The sequence below is a fragment of the Pseudonocardia sp. ICBG1034 genome (genome assembly GCF_020131375.1).
GTDB lineage: Bacteria > Actinomycetota > Actinomycetes > Mycobacteriales > Pseudonocardiaceae > Pseudonocardia > Pseudonocardia alni.
On record NZ_JAHLEK010000015.1, the window covers coordinates 2,511,496 to 2,527,714 of the forward strand.

General features: G+C 75.8%; 10 protein-coding genes. 9 read left to right on the forward strand and 1 reads right to left on the reverse strand.

The annotated features are described in order from the left end of the window. The first annotated feature begins 15 nt into the window (after positions 1 to 15). Both KPF22_RS13300 and KPF22_RS33135 read left to right on the forward strand, forming a co-directional pair. Positions 16 to 1,227: an acyl-CoA dehydrogenase family protein gene (locus tag KPF22_RS13300; protein WP_224402218.1), complete on the forward strand. Its 1,212-nt coding sequence runs from the start codon at positions 16 to 18 to the stop codon at positions 1,225 to 1,227. After that, positions 1,220 to 2,386, forward strand: a complete 1,167-nt coding sequence (locus tag KPF22_RS33135; protein WP_224402219.1) for an acyl-CoA dehydrogenase family protein — start codon at positions 1,220 to 1,222, stop codon at positions 2,384 to 2,386. The genes KPF22_RS13300 and KPF22_RS33135 overlap by 8 nt, the downstream gene beginning before the upstream one ends. Before the next feature lie 15 nt (positions 2,387 to 2,401). Here the strand turns inward: KPF22_RS33135 and KPF22_RS13310 are convergent, their stop codons facing one another. Continuing rightward, positions 2,402 to 3,883 (reverse strand): alkaline phosphatase D family protein, encoded by a 1,482-nt coding sequence (locus KPF22_RS13310; protein ID WP_208825531.1) that lies wholly within the window; start codon positions 3,881 to 3,883, stop codon positions 2,402 to 2,404. A gap of 489 nt (positions 3,884 to 4,372) precedes the next feature. Between KPF22_RS13310 and KPF22_RS13315 the strand changes: the two genes are divergently transcribed. From KPF22_RS13315 to KPF22_RS13345, 7 genes are read left to right on the forward strand one after another with little or no spacing between them, the layout of a single operon-like run. Beyond that, positions 4,373 to 7,066, forward strand: coding sequence for a Pls/PosA family non-ribosomal peptide synthetase (locus KPF22_RS13315; RefSeq protein WP_224402221.1), 2,694 nt, complete (start codon positions 4,373 to 4,375; stop codon positions 7,064 to 7,066). Continuing rightward, positions 7,063 to 9,606, forward strand: coding sequence for a non-ribosomal peptide synthetase (locus tag KPF22_RS13320; protein ID WP_224402222.1), 2,544 nt, complete (start codon positions 7,063 to 7,065; stop codon positions 9,604 to 9,606). Before KPF22_RS13315 ends, KPF22_RS13320 begins: the two co-directional genes overlap by 4 nt. Positions 9,607 to 9,623: 17 nt before the next feature. Beyond that, the gene (locus KPF22_RS13325; protein ID WP_208819108.1) at positions 9,624 to 10,601 is read left to right on the forward strand and encodes a TauD/TfdA family dioxygenase; all 978 of its coding nucleotides are present in this window, start codon (positions 9,624 to 9,626) and stop codon (positions 10,599 to 10,601) included. Next, positions 10,598 to 11,641 carry a 2,3-diaminopropionate biosynthesis protein SbnB gene (gene sbnB / locus KPF22_RS13330; RefSeq protein ID WP_208819109.1) on the forward strand — a complete coding sequence of 348 codons (1,044 nt, stop codon included), beginning with the start codon at positions 10,598 to 10,600 and terminating at the stop codon, positions 11,639 to 11,641. The genes KPF22_RS13325 and sbnB overlap by 4 nt, the downstream gene beginning before the upstream one ends. A gap of 31 nt (positions 11,642 to 11,672) precedes the next feature. Next, entirely contained in the window at positions 11,673 to 12,728 is a 1,056-nt protein-coding gene (sbnA, locus tag KPF22_RS13335; protein ID WP_208819110.1) for a 2,3-diaminopropionate biosynthesis protein SbnA, read from the forward strand. Continuing rightward, positions 12,728 to 15,118, forward strand: a complete 2,391-nt coding sequence (locus tag KPF22_RS13340) for a hypothetical protein (protein ID WP_224402223.1) — start codon at positions 12,728 to 12,730, stop codon at positions 15,116 to 15,118. The genes sbnA and KPF22_RS13340 overlap by 1 nt, the downstream gene beginning before the upstream one ends. Continuing rightward, positions 15,115 to 16,215, forward strand: coding sequence for an FAD-dependent oxidoreductase (locus KPF22_RS13345; RefSeq protein ID WP_224402427.1), 1,101 nt, complete (start codon positions 15,115 to 15,117; stop codon positions 16,213 to 16,215). The genes KPF22_RS13340 and KPF22_RS13345 overlap by 4 nt, the downstream gene beginning before the upstream one ends. The last annotated feature ends 4 nt before the right edge of the window (positions 16,216 to 16,219 follow it).

Genomic DNA, 16,219 nt, shown 5'->3' on the forward strand with positions numbered 1-16,219 from the left:
CCTTCCGGAGGTGCGATGAGCTCGCCCACCACGACCCGACCGGCATCCGACGCGGCCCGCGTGGCACAGGCCGCCCGGGAGGTGGTCGAGGCCCACGACCCGCGGTCGGTGCCGCGCGAGGAACTGTTCGGCGCCCTCTACGACGCCGGGCTCGCCTGGGTGCACCACCCCGAGGGGCTCGGCGGGCTCGGCCTGTCCCGCGGGCTCCAGCCGGTGGTCGACCAGATCGTCACCGACGCCGGCGGCGAGCGGATGTTCGCGGTCAACCCGATCGGCTACGGCATGGGCGCGCCGACCGTCGTCGAATACGGCCCGGACCGTGACCGGGTCGCGGCCTGGCTGCGGCCGATGGCCACCGGCGAGGAGATCTGGTGCCAGCTGTTCAGCGAGCCCGGCGCCGGCTCCGACGTCGCGGGCCTGGCCACCTCCGCGGTCCGCGACGGCGACGAGTGGGTCGTCAACGGACAGAAGGTCTGGACGACCCTGGCCCACGTCGCACGGTGGGGGATGCTCGTCGCCCGCACCGACCCCGAGCAGCCCAAGCACCGCGGCCTGACCTACTTCGTGATCGACATGACCCAACCGGGCGTCGACGTCCGCCCGCTGCGCCAGATGACCGGGCAGGCCGAGTTCAACGAGGTCCACCTGCACGACGCCCGGGTCCTCGACGCGCACCGGCTCGGCGAGGTCGGCGCCGGCTGGCAGGTCGCGATCACCACCCTGATGAACGAGCGCACCGCCATCGGCGGGGTCACCGGGAGGCGCGGCAGCGGCGTCATCGGCGAGGCCCTCGGCCTGTGGCGGGCCCACCCCGACCGGCACACCCCGGTGCTGCGCGACCGGCTCGCGGCACTGTGGACCCGCGCCGAGACCCACCGCCTCACCCTCGCCCGCGCGCGGCGCACCGCGAGCGCCGGACAGCCCGGTCCGGAGGGGTCGGTGTCCAAGCTGGTCGGCGCCGAGCTGAACCAGGACGTCTACGAGTTCTGCATGGACCTGCTCGGCCCGGACGCGCTGCTCTACGACGACTGGACGATGGACCGCGCACGGGTGCACACCGACCCGAACTCCACGGTGCAGCAGCGCTTCCTCCGCTCACGCGCGAACACCATCGAGGGCGGCACCTCGGAGGTCATGCGCAACATCCTCGGCGAACGCGTCCTCGGTCTGCCCGGCGAGCCCCGGTCGGACTCCGACCGTCCCTGGAAGGAGGTCCCCCGTGGCTGAGCAGGAGCTCCGGGAGTTCGACGTCACCGACGAGCAGCGCGAGCTGCGCGCGGCGCTGCGCCGCTTCGCCGAGCGCCAGCACGACGAGGCCACCCTGCGCCAGCTCGTCGACACCACCGACGGGTTCGACCGGGCACTGTGGGCCCGGCTCGGCACCGAGCTCGGCGCGCTGTCCCTCGCGGTGCCCGAGGACCTCGGCGGCGCCGGCGGGACCTGTGTGGACCAGGCCGTCGCGGCGGAGGAGCTGGGTGCGGCGCTGGTGACCGGGCCGCTGCTCGGCACCGTCGCGCTCGCGGTCCCGGCGCTGGTCGCGGCCCCGGCGGGCGACGGGCGCGACGCGCTGCTCGCCGCGCTGGCCGACGGCTCGCGCACCGCGGCCCTGGTCGCCCGGCTCACCGAGCCCTACGACGGCGCCTCCGCGGCCGGTGTCGCCGCCGACGGCGACCGGCTCACCGGCACGGTGGAGCACGTCCCGGACGCGGGCGCCGCGGACGTGCTGGTCGTCGCGGCCGCGGGCCGCGAGGGTCCGGTGCTGGCCGTGGTCGACCGCGGCGCCGACGGGGTGCGGGTGCAGCGGTGCGGCTCGTTCGACGTGACCCGCCCGGTCGCCCGGGTCGTCCTCGACGGGGCGACCGGCACCGTGCTCGCGACCGGCGCGGACGCCGACGGCGCGCTGCGGCACGCCTTCCGCACCGCCGGGGCGCTGCTCGCCGCCGAACAGGCCGGTATCGCCCGCCGGCTGCTCGACCTGACCGTCGCCTACGCGAAGGAGCGGCTGCAGTTCGGCAGGCCCATCGGGTCGTTCCAGGCGGTCAAGCACCGGTGCGCGGACATGCTCGTCGCCGTCGAACAGGCCCGGACCGCGGCGCTGCACGCGGCCTGGGCGGTCGACGACCCGCGCGTCGACGACGCCGACCTCGCCGTGTCGATCGCGCAGGCCACCTGCTCGGAGACGGCGTACCGGGTCGCCGCCGACGCGGTGCAGCTGCACGGCGGGATCGGCTTCACCTGGGAGCACGTCGCGCACCTGTACTACAAGCGCGCCGTCGCCGACGCGGCGCTGCTCGGGTCCGCCGAGGCCCACCGCGAGCGCATCGCCGCGCTGGTGCTGGACACCCTCGACGACGACGTCCGCGAGCCCCGGGTGGCGACCGGCTGAGCGCCGGGGGCCGGGTCAGACCTTGTTCAGGCCCGGCTCCCGGTCCGGCACCACGAACGACGCCGCCGTGCGCACCGTGGCACCGGGCTCGCTGACCCGGGACACGGTGCGGAAGTCCGCGCGCATCTGCGCGGGGGTGAACGTCGCCAGCACGTAGCCGCGCCGGTCGAGCGACCACACCGAGCTACCGCTGCCACCGGACTTCGCGTCGCCGTCGCCGTCGCCGCCGGAGGTGACCGAGGTGGTGACGAGCTCGGTGCCGGCGATCCGGTCGTCGGCACCGGGGATCTCGTTGGCGTGGTGGACGTGCTCGTCGCCGGTGAGGACGACGGCGTTGCGCACGCCCGCCTCGGTCCAGCCGCGGACCACCCGCTCCCGGGACCCGGTGAACTCCCCCCAGGTGCCGGACTTGCCGCCCCGGCGCGGGGCGAAGAACACCTGCTGGGCCAGCACGTCCCAGCCCGCGGCGGAGTCGGCCAGCCCGCGCAGCAGCCAGCGTTCCTGGTCGGCGCCGAGCATCGAGCCGCGCATCCGGTACTGACGGGTGTCCAGGACGTGGAAGGTGGCGAGCGAGCCCCACGCGAGCCGCCGGTAGAGCTGGATGTCCGGGCCGTCGGGCACCGAGGCCCGGCGCAGCGGCATGTGCTCGTAGTACGCCTGGGCCGCGGCACGGCGCCGGTCGGGCGTCGCGCCGTCCCAGTCGTTGACGACCTCGTGGTCGTCCCACACGACCACCCACGGGGCGACGGCGTGCGCGGCGCGCAGGTCCTCGTCGGAGCGCTGGTGGGCGTGGGTACGGCGGTACCCGGCGAGGGTCTTCGGCTCCGGTGGTCCCGGGTCGCGGACCTCACCCCGGTCGGTCTCGTAGAAGTAGTCGCCCAGGTGCAGGACGAGGTCGGGGGCGTCGGCGGCCAGCCCGCGGTAGGCGGTGAAGTGGCCCGCCCCGAACTTCGCGCACGACGCCGTCGCGATGGTCAGTGAGGCGGCGGCCGCCCCCGCCGCGGGCGCGGTCCGGGTGCGCGCGACGGGGGAGAGGTGGCCACCGCTACGGAACCGGTAGAAGTACTCGCGGCCCGGGGCGAGTCCCGCGGCCTCGACGTGCACGCTGTGCGCGAGCTCGCGGGTGGCGGTCTCGGTGCCGCGCGAGACGACGCGGGCGAAGCGCTCGTCCTCGGCGACCTCCCACTCGACCTCGACGGCCCGGTCGGGCATGCCGCCGCGGCCGTCCTCGGCGTCGGGCTCGGGGGCGAGCCGGGTCCACAGGACCATCCCGTCGGGCGACGGGTCGCCCGAGGCGACGCCGAGGGTGAACGGGTCGGGCGTCGTCGCCTGGCGCAGGGCACCGGCGAACCAGCGGGGCACGGCGGCGGGCTCACCGCCGGGCGTGGCCGGCACCAGCCCGGCGACCGCGGCCCCGAGGGTGCCGAGCAGCACGCTGCGGCGTGGCAGTGCGGTCACACGTCCTCCTGTGCGTGGTGGTCGGGGAGAACCGTCCATGCTCCGCCCCGGCGACCCCGGCGGCGGTGCGCACGCGCCGGGGCCGGTGTCGCCGGACGAGTGAATCACCGCGGGTGCCCGGCCACGGGCGATCGGCCGGAACCGGCCGGGTGCACACCCGGTCCTCCGCGGCGCGCCCGCACCGACGACTGATGCGTAGTGAGCTGCATCACATCCGTACTCACGTCGAACCTCCGCTCGTCGAGTCACGAAAGCAGTTCATCGGGATCGCGTCGGCTCGCGGCCCGCGACCGCGACGCCCTCGACGTCGCGGTCGAAATCGTGCCGCTCTGCCCCGGAAAAGGTGCGAGCCGGGGGTCGGTCGATCATAAAAATTGACTATGTAACGCGCTGGAAATGGTCGACGATTCTGCCCGTACACGCTCGTACTGCCGGGGGATGACGATGGTGTCGAAAGACGGGGTGATGACCGCCGGGCCTGTGCGCGAACAGGAATCGCGCACGGTGTCCGAGTCGGAACACGCTGTCGTGATCGCGTTCACAGCGATCATCACGGAGCTGCTCGACGCACCCGTGCGGCCGGACGACCACTTCTTCGTCGACGCCGGTGCCGACTCGATGGTCCTCGCCCGGTTCTGTGCGCGGGTCCGGCAGCGGCCCGACCTGCCGCACGTCGCGATGACCGACGTCTACGCCCACCCCACCGTGGCCGGGCTGGCCGCGGCACTCGCCCCGTCGGTCGCACGCTCCGCTCGCACCGTCGACGACGTGCGCGAGGGCTACCGGGCGATCCTCGCCGAGCTGGTCGGCGCCGACGTCGGGGCCGACGCCGACGTGTTCGCCGACCTCGGTGCCGACTCCATGACGATGACCCGGTTCTGTGCCCGGGTCCGCCGCCGCGACGACCTGCCCGACGTCGCGATGACCGACGTCTACGCCCACCCCACCGCCGCCGGTCTGGCCGTCGCGCTCGCCGGCGGCGCCGGTCCCGTGCCGGACGAGGCGCCGCCCGCGCCGCCGGTCCCGACCGGCACCACCCGCGCCTACGTGCTGTGCGGCGCGGCGCAGCTGCTCACCTTCGTCGTGTTCACCCTCGCCTACGGCACCCTGCTCGGCGCGGTGTACCAGTGGATCGCCCTCGGCACCGGGCTGGTGGACTTCTACCTGCGCTCGCTGGCCGCGGTGGCGGTGGCCTTCACGGTGTTCGCGGTGCTCCCGATCGCCGCGAAGTGGCTGCTCGTCGGCCGGTGGACCGAGCGCGAGATCCCGCTGTGGAGTGCCGCCTACTACCGGTTCTGGCTGGCCAGGACCCTGGTCCGCACCAACCCGCTGCTGCTGGTCGCCGCGGGCTCGCCGCTGCTGCCGCTCTACCTGCGGCTGCTCGGCGCCCGGATCGGGCCCGGCGTGGTCATGCTGGCGCGCACCATCCCGGCCTGCCCGGACCTGCTCACGATCGGCGCGAACACCGTGCTGCGCAAGGACTCGATCCTGTCCTGCTACCGCGCCGAGCCGGGCATCATCCGGACCGGCCGGGTCACGATCGGTGCCCGCGTCGTCGTCGGCGAGGCGTCGGTGATCGACATCGGGACCGAGATCGGCGACGGCGGACGGCTCGCCCACGCCTCCTCGCTGCACACCGGTCAGGTCGTCCCGGCCGGTGCGACCTGGTGGGGCACTCCGGCCCGCCCGGGCGGCGGAGACCCCGGCGCCGGGGTCTCGGCGACGGTCGGCCGGGTCCGGCGCGCCGGCTATGCGACCGGCCAGCTCGGCTGGCTGCTGCTGGTCTGGCTGCCGCTGGGCACCGGTGTGGTCGACGTCGTGCTGGCGTCCGTGCCGACGCTGGCGGCGGTGATCGGCAGCGGGGCCGCCGGGGTGGTCTCGTCCCAGCTCTGGCTCGACGCCCTCGTCAGCTCGACCGGCCTGCTCCTCGCCGGGACGGCCGTCGGTCTGTTCGGGGCCGCGGTGGTCGCGCGCGTGCTGTCGCTCGGGCTCACCGAGGGTCGTCCGTACCCCCTCTACGGCCTGCGATACACGTTGCAGCGCACCGTGTTACGGATCACGAACGTCCGGTTCTTCACCTATCTGCTCGGCGACAGCTCCTACATCGTCGATTACCTCCGGATCATCGGACACGATCTCCGGCGCACCCCGCAGACGGGAACGAATTTCGGTACCGCGGTGAAGCAGGAGACGCCGTTCGCGAGCTCGATCGGAACCGGCACGATGGTCGCCGATGGTTTGTCCATCGTCAATGTCGACTATTCGGACACCGCATTCGTCGTGAACCGGACACGGATTGCGTCGAACTCGTTCCTGGGCAACAGGATCGTGTGGACGGCCGGCTCCAGGGTCGGCGACGACTGCCTGATCGCCACCAAGACGCTCGTCCCCACCGACGGCCGGGTGCGGACCGGGGTCGGGCTCCTGGGCTCGCCGCCGTTCGAGATCCCCCGCACCGTCGCCCGGGACTCGATGTTCGGCCACCTGCACACCGGGCTCGACCTGCACGACCGGCTGCGCGCCAAGAACCGCTACAACCGCCGCACCATCGCCCTGGCCGTGGCGTTCCGGTGGGGCGCCCTGTTCGGGGTCACCCTGCTCACCCTGGTCGTGGCCGCCCTGCTGGCGCCGCTGGGCCCGGTCGCGGTCGGGGTGCAGCTGCTGTTGTCGCTGCTGTTCACGATGACGTACACGATCACCGTCGAGCGGCTCACCGTCGCCGGGCGCCGCCGGCTCCAGCCGCGCTTCTGCTCGGTCTACGACCCGTACTTCTGGTGGCACGAGCGCTACTGGAAGCTCGTGGTGCAGGGCTGGGACCGGATGCTCGCCGGGACCCCGTTCAAGAACCTCGTCACCCGCGCGCTCGGCGTGCAGATCGGCCGCCGCGTCTTCGACGACGGCTGCGGCATGACCGACCGCACGCTCGTGCGCATCGGCGACGACGTCGTCCTCAACGCCGGGTCGGTGCTGCAGTGCCACTCGCAGGAGGACGGCACCTTCAAGTCCGACTTCATCTCCGTCGGCACCGGCGCCTGTCTCGACGTCGGTGCCTTCGTCCACTACGGCGCCGTCGTCGGCGACGCCGCCCGCATCGGCTGCGACGCCTTCCTCATGAAGGGCGAGGAGGTCCCCGCCGGTGCCGTCTGGGAGGGCAATCCGGCCGCCGCCCCGCGCTCCCGCCCCGCCCCGACCCCGCTGCTGAACGGAGAGACCGCACGATGACCGGCACGCTCGCCGACCCCGCCACCACGACCGCCCGCGAGTACTGGACCCGGGTGCTGCTCACCGGCGGTGCCACCCCGGCCCCGTCCTGGACGGCGACACCCCGGCCCGGGACCGCCGTGCACACCGAGCCGATCCCGCGGGACGCGGTCGCCGCCGTCGCCGCGGTGACCGGCGTGGAGGCCGGCGCGGTGCTGCTCGCCGCGCACGCCGCCGTCCTCGCAGCCCTGTCCGGCGACACCGAGGTGACCGCCGGGGTCCCGGCCCGCACCGGCGCGACGCCGCTGCCGGTGTGCCTGGACACGGCCCGCAGCTGGTCCGCGCTGATCACCGCGGCCGCTGACGCCCTGGCCGGGCTGCGCACCCACCCCGAGCCCGACCTGGGACGCCTCGCCGCCGAGCTCGGGACCACGGTGCCGTCGTTCGGCACGGTGCTCGACCCGGGCGCGGACCTGCGCGGCGCAGAGATCGCCCCCGGCGCGCTGGACCGGACCGGTGAGCGCGGTGCCGACCCGGACACCACCACCGGCGACGGGCCGGGTGCCGCCGGGTTGCACGTCGCGGTGTCCGGGGGGACCCTGCGCCTGACCCACCGTCTCGACCTCCTCGACGAGGGCGCGGCCGCCCGGATCGCCGGCTACCACGCCGCGGCCCTGGCGCTCGCCGCCGCCGACCCCGACGCGCCCGTGCGCCCGTCGGCGCTGGTCGGGCAGGCCGAGCGCGACGCCCAGCTCGGCGACCTCGCCGGCCGGCCCCGGGATCTGCCCGACCGCCGTCCGCACGAGCTGCTCGCCGACCGCGCCGCCGCGGCCCCCGACGAGGTCGTCGCCGAGCACGCCGGGGTCACCCTCACCCGCGCCGAGCTGGAGGACCGGGCCGCGCGCGTCGCCTCGACCCTGCTCGACGCCGGGCTGGCGCCCGAGGACGTCGTCGCCGTGGTGTGCGACCGCGACCTCGACTGGATGGTCGCGGTGCTCGCCGTCCTGCGTGCCGGTGGCGCCTACCTGCCGGTGGAGCCGCACTTCCCGGCCGAGCGGATCGCCCGCACGCTGACCCGCGCCGGGTGCCGGATCGCGCTGACCACCGACGCCACCCGCGCCCACCTCGACGAGGCCGGCGTCGCGACGACGGTGCTGACCGTGCCGGACGCGGTCGCCGCCGCCGACGGCCCCGCACCCACCGCCGACGTCCCGGCCGACGGACTCGCCTACCTGTACTTCACCTCCGGCTCCACCGGCGAGCCCAAGGGCGCGATGTGCGAGCACGCCGGGATGCTGAACCACCTGCTCGCCAAGATCGAGGACCTGGAGCTGGAGCCGGGCTGCGTGGTCGCCCAGACCGCGCCGCAGTGCTTCGACATCTCGCTCTGGCAGCTCGTCGCGGGTCCGCTCGCCGGTGGGCGGACCCTGCTCGTCGAGCAGGACGTGATCTTCGACGTCCGCCGCTTCGTCGACACCCTGGTGCGGTCCCGGGTCACCGTCGCCCAGCTCGTGCCCAGCTACCTCGAGGTCGTGCTGACCTACCTGGAGGAGCACCCCACGGCACTGCCCGACCTGCGGATGGTCTCGGCCACCGGGGAGGCGCTCAAGACCGAGCTGGTGCAGCGCTGGTTCCGGGTGCTCCCCGGCGTCCCGCTGGTCAACGCCTACGGCCTGACCGAGACCTCCGACGACACCAACCACGCCGTGCTGCGCGAGGCTCCCGCGGACGGCCGGGTCCCGCTCGGCGCCCCGGTGCCCGGGGTGAAGGTCTACGTCGTCGACACCGACCTGGCGCCGGTTCCGCTCGGCGCGCCCGGGGAGATCGTGTTCTCCGGGGTGTGCGTCGGCCGCGGCTACGTCAACGACCCCGACCGCACCGCGGCGGCGTTCGGCTCGGACCCGCACCGGCCCGGCGAGCGGCTCTACCGCAGCGGCGACCACGGCCGCTGGCGCCCCGACGGTCAGCTCGAGTTCCTCGGCCGGCGCGACAACCAGGTCAAGATCCGCGGGTTCCGGATCGAGATCGGCGAGATCGAGAACGCGCTGCTGGCGGTGCCCGGTGTCCGCGACGCCTGCGTCGTCGTCGCGACGACCGCGGGCGGGCCGCAGCTGGTCGCCTACCACGCCGGCGACGGCCCGGACGCGCCCGAGGTCCGAACCCGGCTGGCGCGCAGCCTGCCCGCCTACATGGTCCCGCCGACGGTCCACCGGCTCGACCCGCTGCCGGTCACCGCCAACGGCAAGATCGACCGCAAGACCCTCACCGCGCACGCGACCGCGGCCGCGGCGCAGGCCGCCGTCGCCGGGAGCGCGTCGGCCGGCCCGACCGGTGGCGAGCTCACCGCGGCCCAGCGCCGCGTCGTCGACGCCGTCACCCGCGTCCTCGACCTGCCCGCCGGATCGGTGGGCCCCGACGACGACTTCGCCGAACTGGGGGGCAGCTCGCTGTCCGCGGTGAAGCTCGTGATCGCGCTCGGCCGGGCCGTCACGGTCCGCCAGGTGCTCGACCATCCCGTCCTCGCCGACCTCGCCGGGTTGCTCCCGGCCGACCGGCGCTGACCACCACAGGGGGAGACATGACCGGATCACTGCTCGGGGTGCGCCCGCACCCCGGACGACCGCCCGTCCTCGACGCGGGCCCGGGCGGCGATGCCGCCGGCTGGACCGAGCGCCACGGCGACGCGCTGCGTGACCTGCTCGACGACCACGGTGTCGTGCTGGTGCGCGGGCTCGGCCTGCGCACCGTCGCCGACGTCGCCGGTGTGGCCGCCCGGCTGGGGACCGGCAGCTACGTCGAGCGCGAGGCGATCGCCGCCCGGACCCTGCTGTCGGACGGCGTCTACTCGGCCACCCCGTGGCCCGCGCGCCAGCCGATGTGCGCCCACCACGAGCTGTCCTACGTCCTGGACACGCCCGCCACGCTGCTGTTCGCCTGCCTGCGTGCACCCGAGACCGGCGGCGCGACGCCGCTGGTCGACACCAGCCGGGTCGCGGCGGACCTGCCGCCCGCACTCGTCGAGCGCGTCGAGCGCGAGGGCTGGATCCTCACCCGCTCCTACGGTGACGACATCGGCGCGTCCTGGGAGCAGGCGTTCGGCACCGCCGACCGCGACGCCGTCGAGCGCTACTGCCGGGCCAACGCCATCGACACGGTCTGGACGCCCGACGGCGGGCTGCGCACCCGCCAGCGCCGGCACGGCGTGCTGATGCACCCGGTCACCGGGCAGCGGGTCTGGTTCAACCAGATCGCGTTCCTGTCGGAGTTCGCGATGGACCCCGAGGTCCGCGAGTTCCTGCTGGAGATGCACGGCCCGGACGGGCTGCCGTTCAGCACCCGCTTCGGCGACGGCTCCCCGGTGCCGGAGGCGGTCGTCGACGAGATCAACGCCGCGCACGACCGGCACGCCGTCCGCGAGCCCTGGCAGGACGGCGACCTGCTGGTCGTGGACAACCTGCGGTTCGCCCACGGCCGCGACCCCTACACCGGTGACCGACACGTCGTCGTCGCCATGACCGACGGCGTCGCCGTCCCCGCCTTCGAGGGAGCCCGATGAACGCCCCGGCCGAGTCCGTCCCCGCCTTCTCCGTGATCTCCGGCGCCCAGGTGGCGCGGGCGCTCGGCGGGCGGGAGAAGGAGCTCGTCGAGCTCGTCGAGGACACCTACCGGGTGCACGGCGCCGGCGCGACGGTGAACCCGCCGTCGTACTTCCTGCGGTTCCCCGACCGGCCGTCGTCGCGGATCATCGCGCTGCCCGCGTCGCTGGGCGGTACCGGGGACGACACCGGCGTCGACGGCATCAAGTGGATCTCCAGCTTCCCGGAGAACGTCGCCCGCGGCGTCCCCCGGGCCTCGGCGGTGCTGATCCTCAACGACCCCCGCACCGGCTACCCGTACGCCTGTCTGGAGAGCTCGATCATCTCCGCGACCCGCACCGCGGCGTCGGCGGCCTCGGCGGCCGACCGGCTCTCGCGCGACGGGGCCCGCCCGCGTCGCGTCGGGTTCGTCGGGACCGGGCTGATCGCCCGCTACATCCACCAGTTCCTGGTCGGCACCGGCTGGACCTTCGACGAGGTCGGCGTGTTCGACCTCTCCGCGGACTCCGCCGAGGGGTTCCGGGGCCACGTCGAGCGCACCGCGCCCGGCGCGGTCCGGATCCACGACTCCGCCGAGTCGCTGGTCCGCGGCAGCGACCTGGTGATCTTCGCGACCGTCGCGGGCACCCCGCACGTGCACGACCCCGCCTGGTTCGACCACCACCCGCTGGTGCTGAACGTGTCGCTGCGCGACCTGTCCGCGGACATCGTGCTCAGCGCCTTCAACGTCCTCGACGACGTGGAGCACTGCCTCAAGGCCGACACCTCCCCGCACCTGGCCGAACAGGCCACCGGGAACCGCGACTTCGTCGACGGCACCCTGGACCAGGTGCTCGACGGCACGCTGGCCGTCCCCAGCGACCGCACGGTCGTGTTCTCCCCGTTCGGCCTCGGGGTCCTCGACCTCGCCGTCGGACGGTTCGTCCACGCCGAGGTCGCCCGCGCCGGCGAGCTGCACACCGTCGACGACTTCTTCCACGAGCTGAGCCGGCACGGCTGAGCCGCCACCACTGGTACACGAGGGGTCGACGATGACCGTCATCTCCGCACCCGAAGACTTCAACACCGACGACCTGTACGTCGACCTGACCGGGGTCCTCGGACTGTCGCTCTACCTCAAGTGCGAGGGCTTCAACTTCGCAGGATCGGTCAAGCTCAAGGCCGCTCTCGGCATGGTCACCGACGCCGAGCGGCGCGGCCTGCTGCACCGCGGATCGGTGCTCGTGGAGTCCTCCTCGGGCAACCTCGGCGTCGCGCTCGCCATGATCGCGGCGAGCCGGGGCTACCGGTTCGTCTGCGTCACCGACCCGCGCTGCAACCCGGCCACGCACCGGCTGATGGCGGCGCTCGGCGCGGAGGTCCGCGTGGTCGACACCCCGGACGCGGCCGGTGGCTTCCTCGCCACCCGGATCGCGCTGGTCCGCTCGCTGGTCGCCGGCGACGACCGCTACGTGTGGCTCAACCAGTACGCCAACCCGGAGAACCAGGGCTCGCACCTGGTCACCACCGGGCCGGAGATCGAGGCGGCGTTCCCGCAGCTCGACGTGGTCTTCGTCGGCGCGGGCACGACCGGCACGCTGATGGGCTGCGCCCGCTACTTCCGGTCCCGGCCGCGGCCGGTCCGGGTGGTCGCGGTCGACGCGGCCGGGTCGGTCACCTTCGGCGACCGGCCGACGCCCCGGATGATCCCGGGGCTGGGCACCAGCGTCCGCCCGGAGGCGCTCGACGAGTCCTACATCGACGATGTCGTGCACGTCGCCGAGCCCGACACGCTCGAGGCGTGCCACGCCCTGGCCCGCCGCGGGTTCCTGTTCGGCGGGTCGACCGGCACCGTCGTCGCGGGGGCCGCGGACTGGCTGCGCCGCCACGGCGACGCGACGACCACGGCCGTCGCGCTCGCCCCGGACATGGGGGAGCGCTACCTGGACACGGTCTACCGGCCGGCGTGGCTGGCCGAGCACTTCGGCCCCGAGGCGGCGGCCGGGATGCCGCAGCCGCGCGAGGCCACGATCACCGAGGTCACGCCCGCCGGCGTGGTCACCGAGATCCTGCCCGGTGGCCCGGCCCTGGTCGCGGGGTCCCGCTGATGGCCCGCACCAGGACCCCACGGGCCCCGCTGGTCCCGCCGCGGCGCGAGGCGGAGGCGGTGGCCGGGTCGTCTCCGTCGCGGCCGACGCCCTACCGCCGCGGGAGCGCGCCGCAGGAGCCGGCCTGCGGTGCCCCGGGTGCCGTCGACGACGTCTCCGCGACGACGGCGCTGCCCGCGGTGACTCCGTCGCCGGCCGGTGCGGCCCCGGCACGGGGCGACGAGCGCCCCCCGGTGCGCGACGCCGGTACCGGTGCCGCTGAGCTGCCGCGGTCCGCCGAGCCGTCGTCGCGCCCCGGCATGCCGGCGCGGGCCCGGTCGCGGCGGCGGGGGCTGGTGCCGCCGCCGGGTGCGGTGACCCGGGCCGAGCCCGTCGCGTCGTCGGCGGAGCCCGGTACCCCGGACGCTTCCGGTGTTTCCGGGGTGGAGGACACCGTCCAGACGCGACCGCGCACCGGGGCCGACCCGCGCAGCGGCACCGACGCGCAGCACGGGACCGAGTCGCGCACCGGAGCCGAGACACGCAACGGCACCGACGCACGCAACGGCACCGACGCACGCGCCGGGACCGAGCCGCGCGCCGGGGCACACCGCACCGCGACCCCGACGTCGCTGCCGACCTCACCGCGCACCGGCACCCAGTCCCCGCCCCAGTCCCCGCCCCGGTCCCCGGCCCCGGGTCCGGGTTCGGTGGACGGCGCGAAGGGCAGGAACGGCGCGGACGATGCGCACGGCGCGGTGTCGGCCACGACGCCCGTCGGACCGTCGGCGGTCACGGGGACGGCGTCGGTCACCGGCTCCTCGGCCCTGCCCACCCGGTCCGCACCGCTGGGCGCACCGGCGCCGACGGCACCGTCCCGTCCGTCCCCGGCCACCTCGTCGATCCCGCGGGTGCCGCCGACGGCGTCCGTGCCCACCCCCGCACCGACCCCGCAGCGGTCCCCGGTCGCACCCCTGCACCCGGCCCCGACGGGGTCCGGACCGGCGCTGCCGGCGGGGTTCGACGGTCCGGCCCCGCCCGGTGCGCCCCGGCCGGACCGGACCGCGGCACCGGCCCCGCCCGGTGCGCCCCGGCCGGACCGGACCGCGGCACCGGCCCCGTCGACCACCCCTGCGGCCGCACCGGCCCCGGCCGCGGCACCGGCAGCCGTCCCGTCCGGGGCGGACCGCAACGGCGCCCTGGCGGAGATCGGCGCGACCCTGCGCCGTCGCCGCGCGCCCGTCACCGGAGCCGTGCTGCTCGCGGCCGCGGGCGCGGCGGGCCTGGCCGTGCTCCTCCCACCGCCCACCGTCGCGACGACGTCGGTGCAGGTCGGCTCGGTCGGCACCGCCGACCCCGGGCCCGCCACCGCCCGCGCGCTCGCCGCGGCCGGCAGCGCCGCCTTCACCGATCGCGTCGCCCAGCTGACCGGCTCCACCGTCACCGACGTCGCCGGGCGCCTCGTGCTCACCGCACCCGAACCGGGTGTGGTCGCCGTCCGCGCCACCGGCACCGACGACGCGACGGCCACCGCACTGGCCGACGACGCGGTCACCGCGCTGCGCGAGCGCATCGGCGCCCTCGACGCCGCCGTCACCACCGGCGGTACCCAGCCGCTGCGCGCCGAGATCGACCGGCGGGCCGCCGACGCCCAGGCCACCGGCAGCTCCGGCACCACCGGGACCGACCCGGTCGCCGAGCAGCTCGGCCGGACGCTGGCCGACCGGACCGGGCAGGTCACCGTCGTCGTCGACGGGCCCGATCCGGTCGTCGCGCCGGAGGTCCCGACCGCGTGGTGGGTCGGCGGCGCGACCGGGATCGGCGCCGGTGCGGCGCTGCTGCTGGCCGGTCTCGGGGTGCCCGCGGTCCGCCGCGGCCGCGGACTGCTGCCCGAGGCCCATCCCGAGGACCGGCTCCGGGCCCGGCTCGACGTGCCGGTGCTCGCTCCGGGCTCCGCCCCGGACGCGGTGCCGCGCCTGGCCGGTGCCTACCGCGACCTGCTCCGCCACGTCGACCGCCTCACCGTCGTCCAGCTGACCCGCGAGCCCGCGTGCGACGTCGCGTCCGAGCTGGTCAAGGCGGCCGCACTGGTGGGGGACCGGCGCGAGTACCGCGACCTCACCCCCGGCGCCCCGGCGACGACCGTCGCCCCCGGAGCGCCGGTCGTGCGGGCCCTGCGGGTCCCGCGGCTCGCGCACGAGGACCTGTGCAGCGTGCGCGACGGCGGGCCGAGCGTGCTCGTCGTCGAGACCGCCGCGACGACCACCGAGGACGTCGTGACGGCCGTCGCCGCGCTGCGGGCGGTCGGTGCGCCGCCGCTGCTCTGCCTGGTCTGGCCGGGACGCCTGCCCCGGGACCCGGCCCGTGTGCCGCTGCCCGCGGACGCCCGGATCCGGTCGCAGCACCCGTGAGGCGGGCCGGGTCGGTCGAGTGCGCCGTCGTCGGGCTGGGTGTGCTCGGCGCGGCGTCGCTGCTCGCGCTGGCCCGCGCCGGGGTGTCCTGCGTCGGGCTGGAGTCGGGGCGCGTCGGCCACCCCGACGGCGGTTCCGGCGGCGGGACGCGGATCTTCCGCACCGCCGTCGCGACCGGGCCGGACCACGTCCGCCTGCTCGACCGCAGCCGTGAGCTCTGGACCGGACTGCCCGGCGCGCCGTTCACCGCCTGCGGCGCGCTCACCCTCGGCGCCCGCGACGACCCGCGGGTCCGGGCGGTCGCGCTGCCGGGCCGGACCACCGTGCTCGACGCGGCCACGGCGGCCGTGCGCTGGCCCGCGCACCTGCTCGGCGCGGACGAGGTGGCCGTGCTCGACCCGGGCGGCGGGCTGCTCGACGCCGGCACCGCCACCCGCGGGCTCGTCGCGGAGGCCCGCCGGGCCGGGGCGGCCGTCCGGGAGGGTGTCACCGTCGTCGGCATCGGCAGGCGGCGCGGGCGCGTCGTGCTGCACACCGTCGACGGCGAGACCGTCGCCGACCACGTCGTGATCGCCACCGGTCACGGCGCCGGTCTCGTCCCGGGAGTCACCGGGATCGAGCAGCGCCGTGTCGTGCTGAGCTGGTTCGGGGTGCGGGACCCCGCCCGGTTCGCGCCCGCGGTCTTCCCGCCCGGGATCCACACCGCGGCACCGGTGCACACGTTCTTCCCCGCCGTCGACGGCGCCACCATCAAGATCAACCACCAGCAGCCGCAGCCCCGCGTCCACTCGCCGGCCGACCACCACCCGTTGGTCGAGGCCGGCTACACCCGGGACTGGGCCGGTGCGGTCGCCGCCCGCCTCGCCGGCATGTCCGACCGACCCGCCCGGCTGGAGTCCTACGTCGAGGGCTACACCCCGACCCGCCGCGGGATCGTCGCGCTCGCCCCGTGGGAGCCGCGCACCGTCGTCCTCGGCGGGTTCTCCGGCCAGGGCTTCAAGTACGCCCCGGCCGTCGGCGAGCTCGTCGCCGGCCTGGTGCGGACCGGCCGGTCCGGGTCGCCGGCGTTCGCCCCGGCGCTCGCGGCCGGGGGCTGAGCGG